The 16,920-nt window shown below is 61.6% G+C and carries 14 protein-coding genes; 8 read left to right on the top strand and 6 right to left on the bottom strand.

Features of this window, described 5'->3' with window-relative positions; all coding sequences use genetic code 11:
- Nucleotides 1–50: 50 nt before the first annotated feature.
- From LEPTO7104_RS0123175 to LEPTO7104_RS0123150, 5 genes are all read right to left on the bottom strand, one after another.
- Entirely contained in the window at nt 51–1,664 is a 1,614-nt protein-coding gene (locus tag LEPTO7104_RS0123175; protein WP_017300979.1) for a glycosyltransferase family 39 protein, read from the bottom strand.
- A gap of 195 nt (nt 1,665–1,859) precedes the next feature.
- Complete coding sequence (locus LEPTO7104_RS0123170; protein WP_026073005.1) at nt 1,860–3,122, bottom strand: hypothetical protein; 1,263 nt, start codon at nt 3,120–3,122, stop codon at nt 1,860–1,862.
- Nucleotides 3,123–3,419: 297 nt separating this feature from the next.
- Entirely contained in the window at nt 3,420–4,973 is a 1,554-nt protein-coding gene (gene crtD, locus LEPTO7104_RS0123165; RefSeq protein WP_017300977.1) for a C-3',4' desaturase CrtD, read from the bottom strand.
- Between the two features lie 111 nt (nt 4,974–5,084).
- Nucleotides 5,085–6,014: a hypothetical protein gene (hetR, locus tag LEPTO7104_RS0123160; protein ID WP_017300976.1), complete on the bottom strand. Its 930-nt coding sequence runs from the start codon at nt 6,012–6,014 to the stop codon at nt 5,085–5,087.
- 731 nt (nt 6,015–6,745) lie between these two features.
- A complete protein-coding gene (locus LEPTO7104_RS0123150) occupies nt 6,746–7,411 on the bottom strand; it encodes a hypothetical protein (RefSeq protein ID WP_196358143.1) in 666 nt (221 codons plus the stop codon).
- Nucleotides 7,412–7,849: 438 nt separating this feature from the next.
- Here LEPTO7104_RS0123150 and LEPTO7104_RS0123140 point away from each other — a divergent pair, with 438 nt between their 5' ends.
- From LEPTO7104_RS0123140 to sppA, 5 genes are all read left to right on the top strand, one after another.
- Nucleotides 7,850–8,353: a Ycf51 family protein gene (locus LEPTO7104_RS0123140; RefSeq protein ID WP_017300972.1), complete on the top strand. Its 504-nt coding sequence runs from the start codon at nt 7,850–7,852 to the stop codon at nt 8,351–8,353.
- Between the two features lie 71 nt (nt 8,354–8,424).
- On the top strand, nt 8,425–9,588 hold the full coding sequence (locus LEPTO7104_RS0123135; RefSeq protein WP_017300971.1) for an iron-containing alcohol dehydrogenase family protein: 1,164 nt from the start codon (nt 8,425–8,427) through the stop codon (nt 9,586–9,588).
- Nucleotides 9,585–10,802 (top strand): aspartate aminotransferase, encoded by a 1,218-nt coding sequence (locus tag LEPTO7104_RS0123130; RefSeq protein WP_017300970.1) that lies wholly within the window; start codon nt 9,585–9,587, stop codon nt 10,800–10,802. The genes LEPTO7104_RS0123135 and LEPTO7104_RS0123130 overlap by 4 nt, the downstream gene beginning before the upstream one ends.
- Before the next feature lie 64 nt (nt 10,803–10,866).
- Complete coding sequence (locus LEPTO7104_RS0123125; protein ID WP_017300969.1) at nt 10,867–11,064, top strand: Sec-independent protein translocase subunit TatA/TatB; 198 nt, start codon at nt 10,867–10,869, stop codon at nt 11,062–11,064.
- Between the two features lie 32 nt (nt 11,065–11,096).
- On the top strand, nt 11,097–12,935 hold the full coding sequence (gene sppA / locus LEPTO7104_RS0123120; RefSeq protein ID WP_017300968.1) for a signal peptide peptidase SppA: 1,839 nt from the start codon (nt 11,097–11,099) through the stop codon (nt 12,933–12,935).
- Nucleotides 12,936–13,028: 93 nt separating this feature from the next.
- On the opposite strand, the gene LEPTO7104_RS34985 is transcribed toward sppA, so the two are convergent.
- Nucleotides 13,029–14,039 carry an NAD-dependent epimerase/dehydratase family protein gene (locus LEPTO7104_RS34985; protein WP_225887030.1) on the bottom strand — a complete coding sequence of 337 codons (1,011 nt, stop codon included), beginning with the start codon at nt 14,037–14,039 and terminating at the stop codon, nt 13,029–13,031.
- A 224-nt stretch (nt 14,040–14,263) separates the two neighbouring features.
- On the opposite strand from LEPTO7104_RS34985, the gene LEPTO7104_RS37285 reads away from it, so the two are divergent.
- The 3 genes from LEPTO7104_RS37285 to LEPTO7104_RS0123100 all read left to right on the top strand — a co-directional run bounded on the left by LEPTO7104_RS37285 (nt 14,264) and on the right by LEPTO7104_RS0123100 (nt 16,873).
- On the top strand, nt 14,264–14,788 hold the full coding sequence (locus tag LEPTO7104_RS37285) for a type IV pilin protein (RefSeq protein ID WP_017300966.1): 525 nt from the start codon (nt 14,264–14,266) through the stop codon (nt 14,786–14,788).
- 107 nt (nt 14,789–14,895) lie between these two features.
- Entirely contained in the window at nt 14,896–15,657 is a 762-nt protein-coding gene (ubiE, locus tag LEPTO7104_RS0123105) for a bifunctional demethylmenaquinone methyltransferase/2-methoxy-6-polyprenyl-1,4-benzoquinol methylase UbiE (RefSeq protein ID WP_017300965.1), read from the top strand.
- Complete coding sequence (locus LEPTO7104_RS0123100) at nt 15,644–16,873, top strand: DUF445 domain-containing protein (RefSeq protein WP_017300964.1); 1,230 nt, start codon at nt 15,644–15,646, stop codon at nt 16,871–16,873. The genes ubiE and LEPTO7104_RS0123100 overlap by 14 nt, the downstream gene beginning before the upstream one ends.
- Nucleotides 16,874–16,920 lie beyond the last annotated feature (47 nt).

Here is a 16,920-nt window from a genome sequence, read left to right as displayed (position 1 = left end):
CAGGGTCCAAATCGTGCACCGGGGTTACTTCCAAATCGATTGCGTATGGGTCAGCCTGGCATTGGGCGAGGCTGAGAACCGGGCGGCGGGATCAGCCTGACCACATCGTAGGGAGAGAACTGGGCGGCCTCGTCGGCCAGGGCAATTTGCCATCCCGGCGGCACTGTTTCCAGTAAGTCGGGGCTGGCCTTAAACAAAACCAGGCTGCCCTGGGGGTGGGCCGCCCTGAGGGCAGCGGCGGTGGGCAGGGTCTGGTCGGACAATAGCCATACCGGCGTGTCGGGTCGCAGGTAGTGGCTGAGCGAGAGGGCCTCCCCCAGGGCAATGTTGCTGGGGCCAACGATGACCATGGGGTCGGGTAGCTGGTTTATGTCCGCAGCGATAAACCGATTGGATGAGCTAAAGGCTTTATTCCACCAGGTAAACGCGCGCACATTGGTGACGCCTGATGCCAGCCCCACCATGAGCACCAGGGCCAGCAGTGCCGCGCCCAAACCCCTCACCCACCGCTGGGAAAAGGTGAGCCAGTGGGTGACAAGAACCGCGATCGCCAGCGGCATCAGCACAAGCGACGGCAGGAAGTAGCGAGTATTGCGGGAGATTTGCGCCGCTTTGAGAATGTCGTGGCCGATCAGCACCAGCGGCGGAATCAGCAGCCCGCAGGTCAAGAACAGGGCGGTCGATCGCGGGTAGTGGCGCCACAGGTGGCCCAGGGCGATCGCCCCCAGGCCCAACACCAGGGTTGGCCCCACCACGGTAAAAGGATGGTTCAGCGGGAGATTAAAATCGACCACGGTGGCGCTGTAGTGCAGCCCCCACAGCTGGGCTAAAAACCCCAGGGGGCTTGGTTCACGGGTCCAGCCGGTGACCTTTTGGAACCGCCCCCACTGCTGCACCAGGGTCCAAATCCAGGGGGCAAACAGGAGCAGCCCGAGGCCGTTGGCCAGCCCATACCCCACCCAGGGCCGCACCCGCCGCTGGCTGAGGGCCATATAGACCAGATGGCTCAGCCCCAGCAGCGCCGTCACCAGCGACCCGTACCAGGCCAGCCCCAGGGCCAGCCCGTAGGTCACCCAGGCCCAGGGCGTTTTTTGGTGGAGGGCCTGCACCAGGCTCCCGTGGGCCAGCAGCAGCCCCACCACCCAGAGGGTGTACTCCCTCGCCTCCTGACCGTAGACCAGCTGCACTGGGGATACCGCCAGCAGGGCCACCGCCACCCAGGCCACCGCTGGCCGGAGCGGAAACAGCTGCCGCGCCAGCCAGAACATCACCGGCAGGGCGATCGCCCCAAACAGGGCCGCGATCGCCCGGTAGCCCGCCACCGACGCGCCAAACAGCCGCCCCCAGCCGTGGGCCAGCAGGTAGTACAGCGGCGGATGTTCGGGGTTGGCGACCAGCGCGGTCCAGCAGTCGGCCAGCGATGGGGCAGGCGGCATCTGCTGATAACGCATCAGGTCTGCCGCCGTCAGGCTGGGGCGATCGGCGGTGGCTTTTTCCACCGCCGGGCCGACATAGCCCGCTACTCGCAGGCTGGTGTAGGCTTCGTCGTGCCAGTAAACCTTGCGATCTAAGTTGGCAAAGCGCAGCACCAGCCCCACCGCCACCGCCCCCAGGGCCAATCGCCTAATCCACACCCAGCCCTGCGCCAATCCAACTCCCCCCATACACCGTTAGTTCCGCCTGGCCAAGGTCTGCTTTGACGGCCTCGGGCCAGGGGAAATTTTAAAAATAGACGTCGAGTACAGCCACGCCGGGACGACGCAGCAAAGTCGCAGCTCCTGCGGGCTGACAGCAAAAATGTGTCGCCTAAACACATGGGTCACCGAGGCACTGAAAGGCCAAGGCGTTCCCCAGAGAGGCTAGAACTGATAGCCAACATCGCTAAAGTTGGTGATTAGCGCTACGTTAGCGTGCTCAAGACTGGTCACCAGCCAGGGTACCTCTTTGCAGGTGCGGCGCTCGTGGAGGTTGAACAGCACCGAAAAACAGCGCTCTAGCCAGGGCTTAGCCGCCGAGCAAAACAGCACCAGCCGCAGCAGCAGGCCCATGGTCAGGGTGTGGCCCACGTCGTTGACCAGGTGGCGAAAGTTGCGAAACACCGGGCGGTGGGGGCTGTCGACCACCAAAAAGTTGAGCAGACGGCGGCAGGTCTCAACCAGCATAAAGCTGTTCAGGGGCTGAGCGTCGAACTCGGCCAGGGTCTCGCGCAGGTACTGGCGCAAGTTGCGGGTGAAGTGGTTGCCGCTGTACTTGGGTTCGGCTGCTGCGATCGGGCTGATCAAGTAGTCGACAAACTCGTCTTTGAAGTCGCGGAATGATCGCACGGTTTTGCTGTAGGTGGCAAACCAGCGGGCCTGGTCGCGGTGGGTGCGGCCATCAATTTTGCCCGTGTAGAAGTTCAGCGCTTCGTCTAGTCCAGTGGTGTCGAGCAGCGTGGGATTGACCACCTGCCCGGCCCGCTCAGGAATCTGGTGCTGGGCGTGGTAGCGGGCCAGCCGAATGCCCAGGTCGGTCTCGGCCCGACGGCGCAGATCGTTGATGTTTTGCTTTTGCTCCTGGCCGCTGTCTTTGGTCAGCAGGCTGTTGTCGTACAGGAAGGGATAGTGGCGAATGCGGTGGGCCAGGGGCTGATCTTCCACAGCTGCCGCTGCGGAGGTATCGGCTTCTCGGGCGGGGGCCATAATTTGCTGAAGCCGCACCAGAGAGGCAAACTGCTCGGTCTGGGGAAACTCCTTGACCAGGCTGTAAACCCTTTGAGCCTTAGCGTTGGGGCCGTGAACCGGGGGCAGGTCTTCAAACAGCCGCACCAGCTCTGGAATAGCCCAGTGGTCGCGGGGCTGGGTGTACCAGAGGTTAATGAGGGTGTAGCAGCAGCGGTTGAGGACGTACTTAAACTCGCGATCGGCGGTGTCCTGCTCTGACAGCTTGAGCAGGGCGCTGGCCACCGAGCTATCTGGGTAGCTAGCAACGTCAAAAAACAGGCGGCGAAACCGCTCAATCAGCTCGTGGGGAGCCTCCTGCTTGCGCCAGTACTGCCAGTGCTGATAGAGCAAGTCTTCTAGACTAGCGGGGGGCCGACTAGAGTAGTTTGACCACGAATCTAAGGAATCCCAAGGACTCATGCTGCTGACCTGATTGTGAGGGCGGTAGACGTGGCGGCAACCCAGCGGCGGCCGACTCTGGCGACAATTCTATCCACGGTGGGGCAAACAGCTCAAAATTTAGCTCTGCTCGACCCCCTTTTTGACTCGAACCCGGTTTGATGGGGTGATGAGTAGTGAATTTTACCTAGAACGCTGCAATCTACAACTTTTAGTTAGTCAATAATACCCAGGTCGGGGGTGGTTTTCTCCGCTATATAGGATGCATTTTTTAAAGTTTTCTTGAGGATTTGCTCCTTTCTGCCCCTAGGTCAAGCACTAGAGCGCCCCAATCTGCTTCGCGACGGTTTGGGCCGAGTAGCTCACGCCCGCTGTCCCCTCGCCGGGGTGAGTGCAGTCGCCCACCAGCCACAGCCCACCCACTGGGGTGCGATTGGCAAACCCAAAGGGGCCAAAGGTGCCGATGCGCATGCCCAGTCCGCCGACCGCACCGCGATCGCGGCCGGTAAATCGGGCGAAGGTGCGCGGGGTAGCCGCCTCAACGTGGACAATGTGCTCGCGCTGGAGGTCAAAGTAGCTGGACAGCCGCCGGATGGCGCCCTCGGTATAGGCCTGTTTGAGCGCTTCATAGTCCTCGATTTGCCACCAGGGACTGAGGTCAGTAAAGGAAGACGCGACGATGGTGGCCTTGCCCTCGGGGGCGCGCCCGTCACCGGGGCGACTCACCGACACAAACAGCGTATTGTTTTCGGCGATCGGACCGTCGTAGTCGTAGAAAAATTGCAGGTGGGGCGGGCAGTCGGGGGGAATAGCGGCAGCATCGACCCCCAGATACAGCACAAAGGCTCCGCTGCTGGGGGGCAGGGCCTCGACCCGGCGCTGGTAGCCCCGATAGCGGCTGGGGGCGCGATCGCCCAGCAGCTGCACCAGATTCTGCACCGTCACGTTGGCTACCACATGGTCGGCAGCTTCTACCCAAGTGCGGCCGGTTTTTTGATCCTCCACGGTGACCCCCGTCACCCGGCCCTGGGCGGTGTGGACGTGCTGCACCCGGTGGTTGAGCTGTAGCAGACCGCCGTCGCGCAGCAGCGCCTTTTCCAGGCTGTCGCTGAGCACCTGCATACTGCCGTGGAGGTGCCACAATCCCTGGGGTGCCTGGGACATGCTGAGGGCGGTGGCCGCGTACAGGACGGCGGTTTCGTCGGCGCTAACCTGGGAGTAGAGCTTGAGCTGGAGGTCGAGAAAGGTCTTGAGACGGCGATTTGCGGGGGGAGCGCCGGGCGCATCGGCCGCCAGGCCCAGCTGACGCAGCACCTGCCCGACGGTGGTAAAGGTATAGGGCACCGTCGTCAGCGTGTCGGGGCGCAGCGCCTGGGCCAGCTGCCACAGATCCCAGAGGCTGCGGGGGGGCAGCACCGGCTGCCGCGCCTGAAACCGCCAGCTGGGCTGAAATAGCCTTTGCATCAGCTGCCAAAAGGGTTCGCTGCCGGGAAACTGCCGCTGCCGCTCGGCCTGCCACGCCGCCGGGTCGCGCCACACCCGAATGGGTTCACTCTCCCCCGGCAAAAAAACGGCACAGGCCGGATCGCAGGGCGTGGCCTCGGGCAGCGGCAGATCGAGTTCAGCAAAGATCTGGTGGTGAATGCCCCCTGGCTCTAGCCCCGCCACCTGGGTTGCCCCGACATCGAAGGTAAAGCCTCGCCGCCGAAAGGTTGAGGCACATCCTCCCGCCACCTGGGCCTGGTCAAATACCCGCACCGCATAACCCCGACGCGCCAGCAGCGCCGCCGCCGTCAGGCCGCCAATGCCCGCCCCAGCGACAACGATTCGACGACCCGATGAGGCCTGGCGGGAAGGGGCAGCTTGACCCATGGCGTTACATATCTTTACAACACCTTCAGCTTAGCCCACCCAGGCTCTGGAGTCAGTCCAAAGACCTAGATGATGGGGCACCAGGGGCGGTAAAGGCTGTCGGCACCTGGGTCAGTCGTACTCCCGACGGCCCGCCGCAAACTGCAGCACCATGGGCAGGCCGCCGTCCTGGTGGTATTTGTCAGCCCAGGCCCGCAGCATCTCGTCGAGCTCCTGCAGGGCCTGCTGGCGTTGCTGGGGAGCAACGTCAAATACCTCGACCCCGCGCATCACACCGGTTTCTTCGCGCACCCAGGCCTGTAGTAGGCCGAAGTAGCGGGCCACGTCGTCGATCATGGCAAAGACTCGCTCCTGCTCCCCCTTGGGCGAGTACGATTCACTGGCCAGAGCGTACAGAGGAATATCTACCAGGGGCGAATCGATCTGAATCACGGTGCTGGAGTGCAGCAGCCGAAACTTGATGTGGGACATCAGAGCGTCGCTAAAGGGCATCCGCTGCCCCTTGGGCAACTCCTCCTGGGACATTTGGTGGAGCAGCTCAATGAGCTCGGTAAACTCCACCTGGTCTAAGATTCGGGCTCGGGGTGCTCCGCTCGGCAAGTCCTCCTCAATGGCTTTGCGCTCGCCGGGGGTAAGGCCCTGAATCCGGACGCAGGACTCGGAGGCGTTGCAGGGAAAGTGTTCTTGCCAGAGAAAGGGCAGAGCAATGAGATAGTAGGGCTCTTTGGAGTTGAGAACCTTGAGGCTTTGCCCCTCTGCCAGCGCGGCCTGAATTTCTTGCACGATCGCTTTTACCCGTTTGGGCTCTACGTGGTACAAGAAGCCTGTCTTGCGAATGTTCTGGCCCTGTTCTATGAACGTGCTGTAGATGGCTAGCTTGGCGGCGGTGGTGGCAGCGTCTAGGAATGCTCCGTAGCGGTGGCCCCCCATTTTCATCGTGCTCAGGGCCAGGTTAAGCAAAATCCAGTCTGCGGGGCTGTTGTCTACGGCTCGCAGGAGGTCTTGTTTTAAATCGGGCGGAACTTGGGACTGATAGGTCACAGGATGACGATTACTCAGACTAGATAAATTACGGAATTTTTAGCCTCAGTAACTCACAGGGAACACACAGAGGATATAACAGCAGGCAGGGGTGAAAGCCGCAGGCTAGAGTTACCCAAATTGGCTCAGGTTGAGGGCCAGAACATCTATTTAGGAACTAGCTGAGAACCATTGATAGCAGGATCTAAATACGGGTTTGAAAGGAGTCTAGCGGCAGTTAGCAGTCCCCCCTGCCCCCCGTCTATTGGCCCTAAAGTGGGATCAGCTATGCTTTTAACATATCTTAGGCCCACATGGGTTATTGCTTTCTATACAGGGAGATTATTCCAGCTTCAAAAGTATAGATTTAGTTGCAGAAAATGCTTCATATTCTGGCGCAGGTAGGGCGGATGTTAACTTTTCTTCCACAACTGGACTGAGATTACCAGTCTCCCATTGCCGGGGTAGGGCAGATGATCGCCGCAACGCACCCCCGTCAAAATCACTCTGGCAGATCTAACGGCCTAGAGCGCTTGCTGCGACGAAAAGTTCCTGTCTTGCCCCAGAGCTAAGCCAGGAAAACGAGTGTAAGCCCCCTGAAATAGGCCTTTAAACCCGCTTTCAAAGCCGCCAAACTGGCGCCTGGTGCTGCTGGACGCAAATCCGCCACCGTTCCCACTCCCTGGCTCCCCAGCCCCACGGCCCCCTTGCAATCGGCCATAGTCCAAAAACCTATGCCGCAGTCTACTGGGCTACGATCCGGGATCGGTGGGGGTAGAGGGAACAGCGGGTTCGGTCGGGGCAGGTTCGGTGGACTCAGTGGGGGTGGAGGGGGCGGGTTGAGGCGGCACAGCGGGCTGAGCTGCCCCGCAGTAGGTGTTGACCTCGTTGATGAGCTGCGATTCTTTTTGGGAGAGGGTTTCGATCGAGGCGACTGCGGTCATGGTCTGCTGCTGAGACTCTTCGATTTTGGCCGGCAGCTCGGCCTCAGACTGCACCTGCACCACCAGCTCCATGGCCTCACGGGCATCGGTAAGGGCGGTGCTGAAGCCCTTCACAACCCCCACGTAGTTATCCCTAAACTGGCTCAGATCTTCATCGCGCAGGTTGGTGGCCTGAAGATCGTCCACTAGCCCGTCGAGGTTGGTGACGACCTTGTCGACAGCGCTGGTGTACTGGCTGGCGGCTAGCTTGATGTCGTCTAGGTTTTTGACCTGGGCCGCACTCTCGCTGAAGGTCTGAATCTCGGCCTCGAACTCCTGCATAAAGCCCTGGGTTTGATTGACTACCTCGGCCAGCTGATTGCACTGGGCCACCTTCGACGAGCCACAGCCCAGCAGCAGCAGCGGCAGCAATAGCCCTACCCCACGCGCACCCTGCCGCCATAGTCTGCTACCTGTGCCTGCTACCTGTGTCATTGCTGCCGCCATCGTTTATTGCTACGGCTTCAAGTTTTACCCTGTCTTGGGTAGGTTTACAACCTAATTCATTGAGTTTTGTTGGGGCTGGGGCCTTCGGTGGAAATGGGCCAAAACGGCGGCCTTGGTGGCCTGCGGCCGAGCTTTACGCGCGATCGCTTTCCCCAACCCCAGCGCCAAATGCCCCAGGGGGCTGAGATTGCCTGCTGTGTCTACCGTTATGCTCCGGCAGCCCAAAGACTGGAAAACTGCTGATAGGATCAGTAAGGCAAAGGGTATGGCTGTATACCAGAGAGCAGAGCGTGAGCCGGGCATTCTCGCCTCAGGGCTCTGGGTGGGGGCGCATTGTAGCCCCGCCTGGGAGTGCTTTTCCGGATTGGGGAAGAGCTTCTGCGATATCGTTAATGAGCCGCCTTAATCTACGGATACACCTGCGAGATGTTTAGCCCAGCCAATTTCTTGATCGCCACTCAGTGGGCTGCCCTCGGTACGCTGGCCCTGGCCGTGCTGGCCGTGCTGGCTTTTATCTTCAAGTGGGGCATTCGGTTTCGCCTGGTGGGGGCTACGGGGTTTGCGGCCGTCCTCACGGTGGGGCTACTGGGTCTGAGCTTTGAGCCGTTTACCCGGACGGCGGTGCCCGGCGCCATGCCCTATGCCACCGTCTACGACTCCGGGGCCAGCCAGATTGTGATCACCGTGCCCAACACGATGGACCCGGAGACTCTGGATGCCACCCTGCACCAGGCCGCCAGCAATCTCTTTAAGCCCTACCGCCTGGGTCTGCCGGGGCAGGTAGCCACCATTCGCGCCCGCACCCTAGCCCACGAGCCAGGGGGGATCTCCCGGCTTTTGTACCTGGGCCAAATTCAGCCCACCCCCAAAGGCTCAGAGGATGCGTTTCAGGTGCAGATCAACCGCGATAGCTGGCCCATCCCCAGCTAGCGTTCTCTGCTTTTACTCTTTTCCACCCGCGTCCCCATTTACCTACCCATCCATCCGCTCCCGTATCCTCTATGACCACCCTCTCCCCCCTCCCCACCCTTGCCATTGCCCCGGCTCAGGTTGTTCGCGGTGACGGTATTTTGGCCGCCCAGGGGTCTGCCATTGCCCGTTTGGGCCAGCGTCCTTTGATGGTGGGCGGCAGCCACAGCCTTAGCCTGATTGCGCCTCTGCTCGATGCCCTGAGCCAGGAGGGAATGGCCATCCAGACGGCGACCTACGGCGGCGACTGTAGTGAAGCCAGCCTGGCCCGGTTGCGGGCGATCGCCAGCGACCATCGGGCCGATGTTGTCATCGGTGTCGGCGGCGGTAAGGCGCTGGATACGGCCAAGCTGCTGGCCCATCAAATCCAGCAGCCGGTGGTGACGGTGCCCACCTCTGGGGCCACCTGCGCCGCCTGGACAGCGCTGTCCAATGTCTATTCTGACCAGGGGGCCTTTCGCTACGATGTGGCCCTGCCTACCTGCCCCAGCCTGCTGATTCTCGACTATGCCCTGATTCGCACGGCCCCTCGCCGCACCCTGGTGGCGGGCATTGGCGACGGCCTGGCCAAGTGGTACGAAGCGGCTGTCAGCAGTGGGGCCAGCCAGCAAACCCTGATTGTGGCGGCGGTGCAGCAGGCGCGGGTGCTGCGCGACATTCTCCTGCAAAAGACCCCCGCTGCCCTGCGCCACTGGGGCGGCCCCGAATGGCAGGAGGTGGTCGACGCCACCGTGCTGCTGGCCGGGGTAGTTGGCGGCGTCGGTGGCGCCCAGTGCCGCACGGTGGCGGCCCACGCGGTGCATAACGGGTTAACGCAGATTCCGGCTAGCCACGGCATTCTCCACGGCGAGAAGGTGGCCTACGGCATTTTGGTGCAGCTGCGGCTAGAAGAAATGGGCGGGAATGCCGCCCTGGCCAGGGCCGCCCGTCAGCAGCTGTTGCCCTTTTACCGCGCCGCTGGCCTGCCCCAAACCCTGGCCGACCTGGGCCTGGGAGAGATTTCCCTGGGTGATTTGCAGCGGGCGGCGGCCTTTGCCTGCCGTGAGGGGTCTGACATTCATCACCTGCCCTTTACGGTGGCTCCGGAGGCGGTGATGGCGGCCATGGTGTCGCCCCTGTGCCCGGAACTGCGCGAAAAAAACCGCGCCGCCGCTCCCGTTCGTCCCGCTAGCGTTGCCCCGGAGGTGCAGCCATGACCCTCGACTGGATGCCCACAGCCCATCGCCTCAGCGCCCTGCCTCCCTACGTCTTTGCCCGCCTCGATGAGCTCAAGGCTCGCGCCCGCGAGCAGGGGCTAGACCTGATTGACCTGGGCATGGGCAATCCTGACGGCCCTACCCCTGCCCCGGTGGTGGAGGCAGCCCACGCGGCGATCGCCGACGCCGCTACCCACGGCTATCCGCCCTTTGAGGGGACTGCCAGCTTTCGCACCGCCATTACCGACTGGTACCGCCGCCGCTACGGAGTGGCCCTCGACCCCACCGCCGAGGCCCTGCCACTGCTGGGATCTAAGGAGGGGATTACCCACCTGGCCATGGCCTTTATCAACCCTGGCGACCTGGTGCTGGTGCCCACCCCGGCCTACCCGGCTCACTTTCGCGGCCCTGCCATCGCCGGAGCCGAGATCTATAATCTGCGCCTCACCCCCGCCAACCAATGGCTGATCGATTTTGACGCCATTCCGGTGGAGGTGGCCCAGCGGGCCAAGGCGCTGTTCTTTAACTATCCCAACAACCCCACCGCCGCCACGGCGCCCCGGTCATTTTTTGAGCGCGCGGTGGAGTTTGCCCACCGGCATCAGATTCTGCTGGTGCACGACCTCTGCTACGCCGAGCTGGCCTTTGACGGCTACCAGCCCACCAGCCTGCTGGAAATTCCCGGCGGCAAGGAGGTGGGGGTGGAGTTTCACACCCTGTCGAAAACCTACAACATGGCCGGCTGGCGGGTGGGCTTTGTGGTAGGTAACTCCCACATTATTCAGGGCCTGCGCACTCTGAAGACCAACCTGGACTACGGCATTTTTGCGGCCCTACAGCGGGCGGCGGAAACGGCCCTGTCTCTGCCCGATCGCTACCTGGAGGAGGTGCAGCAGCGCTACTCTAGCCGCCGCGACTTTTTGATCGACGAGTTTGCCTCCCTGGGCTGGACGGTGGATAAACCCCAGGCCACCATGTATCTGTGGGTGCCCTGCCCTGTCGGCACCACCTCGACCGATTTTGCCCTGGCGGTCTTGCAGGAAACCGGGGTGGTGGTCACCCCAGGCAATGCCTTTGGCCCCGGCGGGGACGGCTACATTCGCGTCAGCCTGATTGCCGACTGCGATCGCCTGGCCGTGGCGATGGACCGGATTCGGCAGGCGGGGTTCCGCTTTGCCCCCGAGGCTGCCCCTGAGGCGGCGGCAACGGTGTAGGTAATCTCCTCGGCTCTGGTTTCAGGCTGTATAGTGAAACAAACCTCCAACCTTTGCTACCACCATGTTTAACCTCGGCTGGACTGAAGTTGTGCTTGTCATTGGGGTGGCTGTGCTCATCTTTGGCCCCAAAAAAATTCCTGAACTGGGCAGCGCTTTGGGCAAAACCCTGCGCGGCTTTAAAGATGAAATGAGTCAGACTCCCGATGACGAGGCCCTCGATGCCTACGAGGATGCCGAAGACGCCGACGTGTATCGGTAGTTTGGCCAACCCTATCCCCTAGCGTGATCTCCATGCGGCAGTTTTTGAAGTACACCCTGGCCAGTCTGACCGGGTCCATTTTGTTTTGTTTGCTGCTGGGGTTTTTGCTGACCCTGGGCGCCGTGGGGCTGGTGGGGGTGCTGGTGGCCAACCTGAGCAAAGGCAGTGATGCCCCCACCATAGAGAAAGATACCGTGCTGGTCTACGACCTCTCTACGGTCATTCCTGACTCCATTGGGGCCATCGATCCGAGCGCGATCGTGTTCGGCGGCCAGCCTGCCGGGGAGCTAACCCTGCGCCAGGCGGTGCTTGCCCTCAAGGCGGCTGCCACCGACGATCGCGTAGCGGCCCTGTACCTCAAGGGTGGCGCTGGCATGGGCACCGGGCTGGCCAGCCAGGCGGAAATTTACCCGGCGATACAGGCTTTTAAGGCCGCGGGGAAGCCCGTTTTGGCCTACGACATCTCCTGGGATGAGCGGGAGTATGCCCTGGCCTCCCTGGCCGATACAGTATACCTCAACCCCTTTGGCGAAGTTGAGATGAACGGCCTCTACGCCGAAACCATGTACCAGGCGGACGCCCTGAAGAAACTGGGGGTAGGGGTGCAGGTGACGCGGGTGGGCAAGTACAAGTCGGCGGTGGAGCCGCTAATTCGCAACACCATGAGCCCTGAGGAGCAGGAGCAGACCCAGCGGCTGCTGGGGGATGTGTGGCAGAATCTGCTGGCCACCGCCGCCGCGCCCCGAAAGCTGTCTCCCCAGCAGATGCAGACCGTGGCCAATACCCAGGGATTTTTGTTTGGGCAGGAGGCTAAAACCCAGAAGTTTGTCGATGCGATCGCCTACGAAGACGAGGTGATTGCCGCCCTCAGGGGCCTCACCGGGGAAGATAAATCCGACGACAACGAGGACGACCTCGACTTTCGCCAGATTAGTCTGGCCGGCTACGCCAAAGCCGTAGATGACCCTTTAACCAGCCGCCGCTCCGACCGCCAGGTGGCCCTGGTGTACGCCGAAGGCCCCATCGTCGATGGCGGGGACGACAGCGAGTTTGGCCAAGCCGGAGTAATTGCGGGCAATGCCCTGGCCCACCAGCTGCGCCAGCTGCGCCAGGACGACAAGGTTAAGGCGGTGGTGCTGCGGGTCAACAGCCCCGGCGGCAGCGCCACCGCCTCGGAGGTGATTCTGCGGGAGCTTCAGCTGGTGCAGAAGGCGGGGAAACCAGTGGTGGTGTCCATGGGCGACGTGGCGGCCTCCGGGGGCTACTGGATTTCCTCCCAGGCCGATGCGATCGTCGCTGAGCCCACCACCATCACGGGGTCGATTGGGGTGTTTGGTATTTTTCTCAATTTACAGGGCCTGGGCAATAAGGTGGGGGTCAGCTGGGACGGGGTGAAAACCGCTGAGCTAGCCGATATTTACTCCAACACTCGGCCCAAGACCAAGGCCGAACTCGCCATTTTGCAGCGGACTGTGGACACCATCTACGACGGCTTTTTAGACCGGGTGGCCGAGGGGCGCGGCCTGCCTCGTCCGAAGGTGGCCGATCTGGCCCAGGGGCGGGTGTGGTCGGGTAAGGCGGCCCTAGATCTGGGCCTAGTGGATGAGCTGGGGGGGGTAGATGCGGCGATCGCCACCGCCGCCAAACTCGCCGACCTGGGCGACGACTGGCGCCTGCAAGAATACCCTAAACCCGACGAATGGCAGCAGTTCCTAAGGTTTTTCCTGGGCGGTCAAACCGTCCGAGCGGCCGCCCACGATCCCCTCACCAGCCAGGTGCTACAGTTTGTCGACGACACCCACATGATCCGAGCCTTTGACGATCCCCGCGGTATTTATTCGCTGATGCCCTACCGACTGGTGCTGAAGTAGAGAGCCAACCTGGGCCAGCGCCTGGAGGACGGCGTACGGAAGACGGCGCTTGGAAAAGAGCAAGGGTTCCAACTTGGGCTAGATCGGCTCGCCCTACTTTTCCGATCCCCTCACCTTTCTCATCCGCTTTACCCCAGGAATACCATGTACCCGCAGCAGGTCCGCCAGGGTCGAGCAGTAGGGCTCCATGCCAAAGCTGGCCGGACTGACAACCCCAGCGTAGACAAAGTGACGGTAGCGCAGACAGAAATAGTCCCACGGCGCCATCTGCACCCGAAACACTTTAATCAGCACATCGGCTAGCCACATCGACAGCGGAATGCGAAACCAGATGCGCTGACCAAAATAGTCGCAAATTTGCTCTACAGCCTGGTTTACCGTCAGCGGCGGGTTGCCCAGCACGTATTCTCGGTAGCCCTCGGTGGACGGGTGCTCAACCAGGTAGTTGACCACGGTGGCAATGTCCTGGGCATGGGCGAAGTGAAACCCCGCATCGGCCCGGAAAAAGCGCACCAGCCCCACCCAGCGGGTGACATCCTTGAGCCCGGCTGAAATAAATGAGGAGGGCTTTTCCTTGTCGCCCCCAAACACGAGGGTGGGAAACACCGTAGTGATTTTGTCGTACACCGCCAGCTCGCTGAGGCGGTGGTGGCATTCGTACTTACTGCGAATGTATTCGGTGCCGATACTGCCAGCCTCGGGCAGGGGGTCGCTCTGCTGGTTCAAAATGCTGGCGGTGGAGAAGTAGATAATTTGCTGGCAGCGCTGGGGGGCGAGGTGGGCCATCAGCCTCAAATTGGCATCGACATTGATAGCATCGACGTAGCTGGCGTCACCGCCCCAGGCTGCCGCCGTCAAAATGGCGATGTCGATGGTGGGCAGCAGATCGACGAACGGATCAATATCCTCCAGCCCCCCGCGCAGAATGTGCACCCTGGCATTGTTTTGCACCGGTAGCCGCAGCTTCTCGGGGTGGCGCAGCAGCAAAAACAGCTCGTAGCGATCGCTCTCCAGCAGCAGATCTAGAATATAGTGACCGATGCAGCCGCTAGCCCCTGTCATAAACACGCGCAGGGCATTAGGGTTGGTAGAGGTAGGGGGCAAGGTGTCCAAATCGCTCAGGTTCAATGGGTATAGTCTGACAGTTTAGACCGTTTTGGTAGAGCTAGGCGCCCGATCGCTGGGGCTGGGGGCTGGCTGGAGAATAATTTCAGCCCTAGGGATGGCCAGGGCATTCTTAAAGCTCAGGTAAAGCTGAGAGATTCTACTCTGTTGCCTCCGAGAAATTGCGTAGAGAGTAGGGCAATCTCTCCCGGCCTGTTTTTGCGATGGCTGTTCCCCTCTATCGTTCTGCCCCTAAGCCCTGCAGCCGCCGTTGGAGCTCCACCCAGGGGGGCTTCACCCTAATCGAGATGCTGGTAGTGGTGGCGATCCTGGGCGTTTTGGCGAGCCTGGCCCTACCCAGCTTTTTAAGCCAAGCCGCCAAGTCCAAGCAGGCCAGGGTGCTGGTGTACATTGGCGTGGTCAACCGGGCGCAGCAGGCGTTCTTTGTGGAAAACGATCGCTTTGCCACATCCATCGGTGAACTGGGTTTTGCCAATCAAAACGCCCCGGCGGACTACACCTACGCCATTACCTCCCAGGCCAGCGGGCTGAAGATGACGAGCACCCAGGCGATTCCGCTCAACCCCGCCCTGCGGGGCTATGCGGGGGTCGTCTTTAGCACCGTAGACCCCGGCGGCAGCACCAGGCTGGCCACCGTCATCTGCCAGGGTAGTGCAGCAACTACCCCCTCACCCACCCCGGTCGCGGTGGCCGGGCAGGTGCAGATTGCCAACTGCGATACCTTATAGGAGCAATGGGCCTGTAGGGGCAAGGGGCCGGGACGGGCAATGGAAGCAATGTAACAAACACTACGAAATACCCTGGCTGAGTCCCAGGAGCAGCGCTACAGTAAAGGTTGGCCTATTTTACCGTAACCGCCGTATTTACCGTGGCCCCTCTTCAGTCATCCCCTCTCACTGCCACCGATATTCAGGGGCTCTTCGATCGCATTGCCCCGGTCTACGACAGCCTCAATGAGCGGCTGAGCTTTGGCCTGCACCGGGTCTGGAAGCGCATGGCCGTGCGCTGGAGCGGCGCTGCCCCTGGGCAGACCGCCCTTGATGTGTGCTGCGGCAGCGGCGACATGGCTCTCATGCTGGCCCAGGCCGTGGGGACAACGGGTAAAGTCTATGGCCTCGATTTTTCGGCAGAGCTGCTGGCGGTGGCCGAGGGGCGATCGCGCCGGGCGCCCCTGCCAACGCAGCCGCACTGGGTGCAGGGCGATGCTCTGGCTCTGCCCTTTGAGGCCAGCACCTTTGATGCCGCCACCATGGGCTACGGCCTGCGCAATCTCACCGATATTCCCCAGGGGCTGACCGAGCTGCATCGGGTGCTCAAACCCGGCGCCACCGCCGCCATCCTCGACTTTCATCGGCCCCAGGGCTGGCTGGCCGAGCAGTTTCAGCGCTGGTATCTCGATGCCCTGGTGGTGCCCGCCGCCGAGCAAATGGGCCTCACCGAGGAGTATGCCTACATCGGCCCCAGCGTCGATCGCTTCCCCGACGGGCCAGAGCAGGTGGCCCTGGCCCGCCGGGCCGGGTTTGGGCAGGCGGTTCACTACCCCATTGCCGGTGAGCTGATGGGGGTGTTGGTGGTAGGTCGCCATGACCGGGTCTGAGCTGTGGCTACTGCTGGCTCCACCGATCGTGGGCGGCGTCATTGGCTACTGCACCAATGACATCGCCATCAAAATGCTGTTTCGCCCCTACCGCCCTATCTACCTGGGAACGCGGCGCCTGCCCTTTACCCCAGGGCTGATACCCAGCAACCAGGAGCGGCTGGCCAAACGCATTTCAGACACGATTATGGGGTCGCTACTCACGCCGGAGGAGCTGCAAAACCTGGCCCGCCGCCTGCTGCAGACCGATCGCACCCAGGCCGCCATCAAGTGGCTCTTGCAGCTGGCCCTCGACCAGGTGCAGAGCCGCGCCCAGGCGCGTACCGCCAAGATTGCCGGGGCCATTCTGGAGGATCTGTTTGGCAAATCGCTGCCCCGGCTGATTCGGGTTTGGGCGCGCCGCGACGACTTTTTAGAACCCCAGCTCAATCAGCTCTTTGACCAGGTGCTGATTGACTTTAGGCTTACCCCGGATCAGGCCGACCAGATTGCCACCTGGCTGCTCACAGGGGTATTTCCCCCCGATAAGCTGCGCCAGCTTGTGATCGACTTTCTCACCGATCGCAACATTCAAGTCATTGACACCATCTTTCGCGAGCGCACCAGCGGCACCTACTGGGTGGTGGCCAACCTGTTTGGGGTCCGCAATGCCCTGGGCCGCCTGCGGGCCTTTTGCCTCGACGAGCGGGAGGTCAGCAACACCCGCATTGCCGAGCTGACCGTGGCCCTACAGCTCAAAAAACGCCTGCAAGAGTCGCTGCAGCGGGTGTCGCTACAAAACCTGCCGGTGTCCACCGTGCGCCAGGTGCGCCGCAACCTGCGCGAGTCAATCCAGGGCTACATTCGCACCCTGGGTCCAGAGTTTGTGCGCGGTCTGGGCGCTTCGGTGAACTGGGAAATGCTGGCTACCCAACTGCTTAACCGCCTGCAAAATTCAGCCGTTATCACCCAATCGCTGGACCCGGTCAGCGAAGAGCTGGCGCTCATTTTGGAGCGCTACCTGGAGCGCGATTTAGAGTCGCTGGTGGCGCAAATTATTCCTATTCTCAACATCGACCAGGTGATTATCGACCGGGTGCGCGGCACCTCGCCCAAGGAGCTGGAGATGGCGATTCAGGGCATTGTGCGCAGTGAGCTCCAGGCGATTGTCAATCTGGGCGGCATTTTAGGGTTTGCGATTGGAGTGCTGCAGGCAACGTTTTTCTACTTTCAGTAATCTTTTCTTAGGAATTTTTTCAGGGCTATTCACGCGATCGGGCAGGC

It is taken from the genome of Nodosilinea nodulosa PCC 7104 (assembly GCF_000309385.1).
Lineage (GTDB): Bacteria > Cyanobacteriota > Cyanobacteriia > Phormidesmidales > Phormidesmidaceae > Nodosilinea > Nodosilinea nodulosa.
The sequence above is the reverse complement of the archived record's forward strand: the minus strand, read 5'-3'. Positions and strand labels throughout refer to the sequence as shown.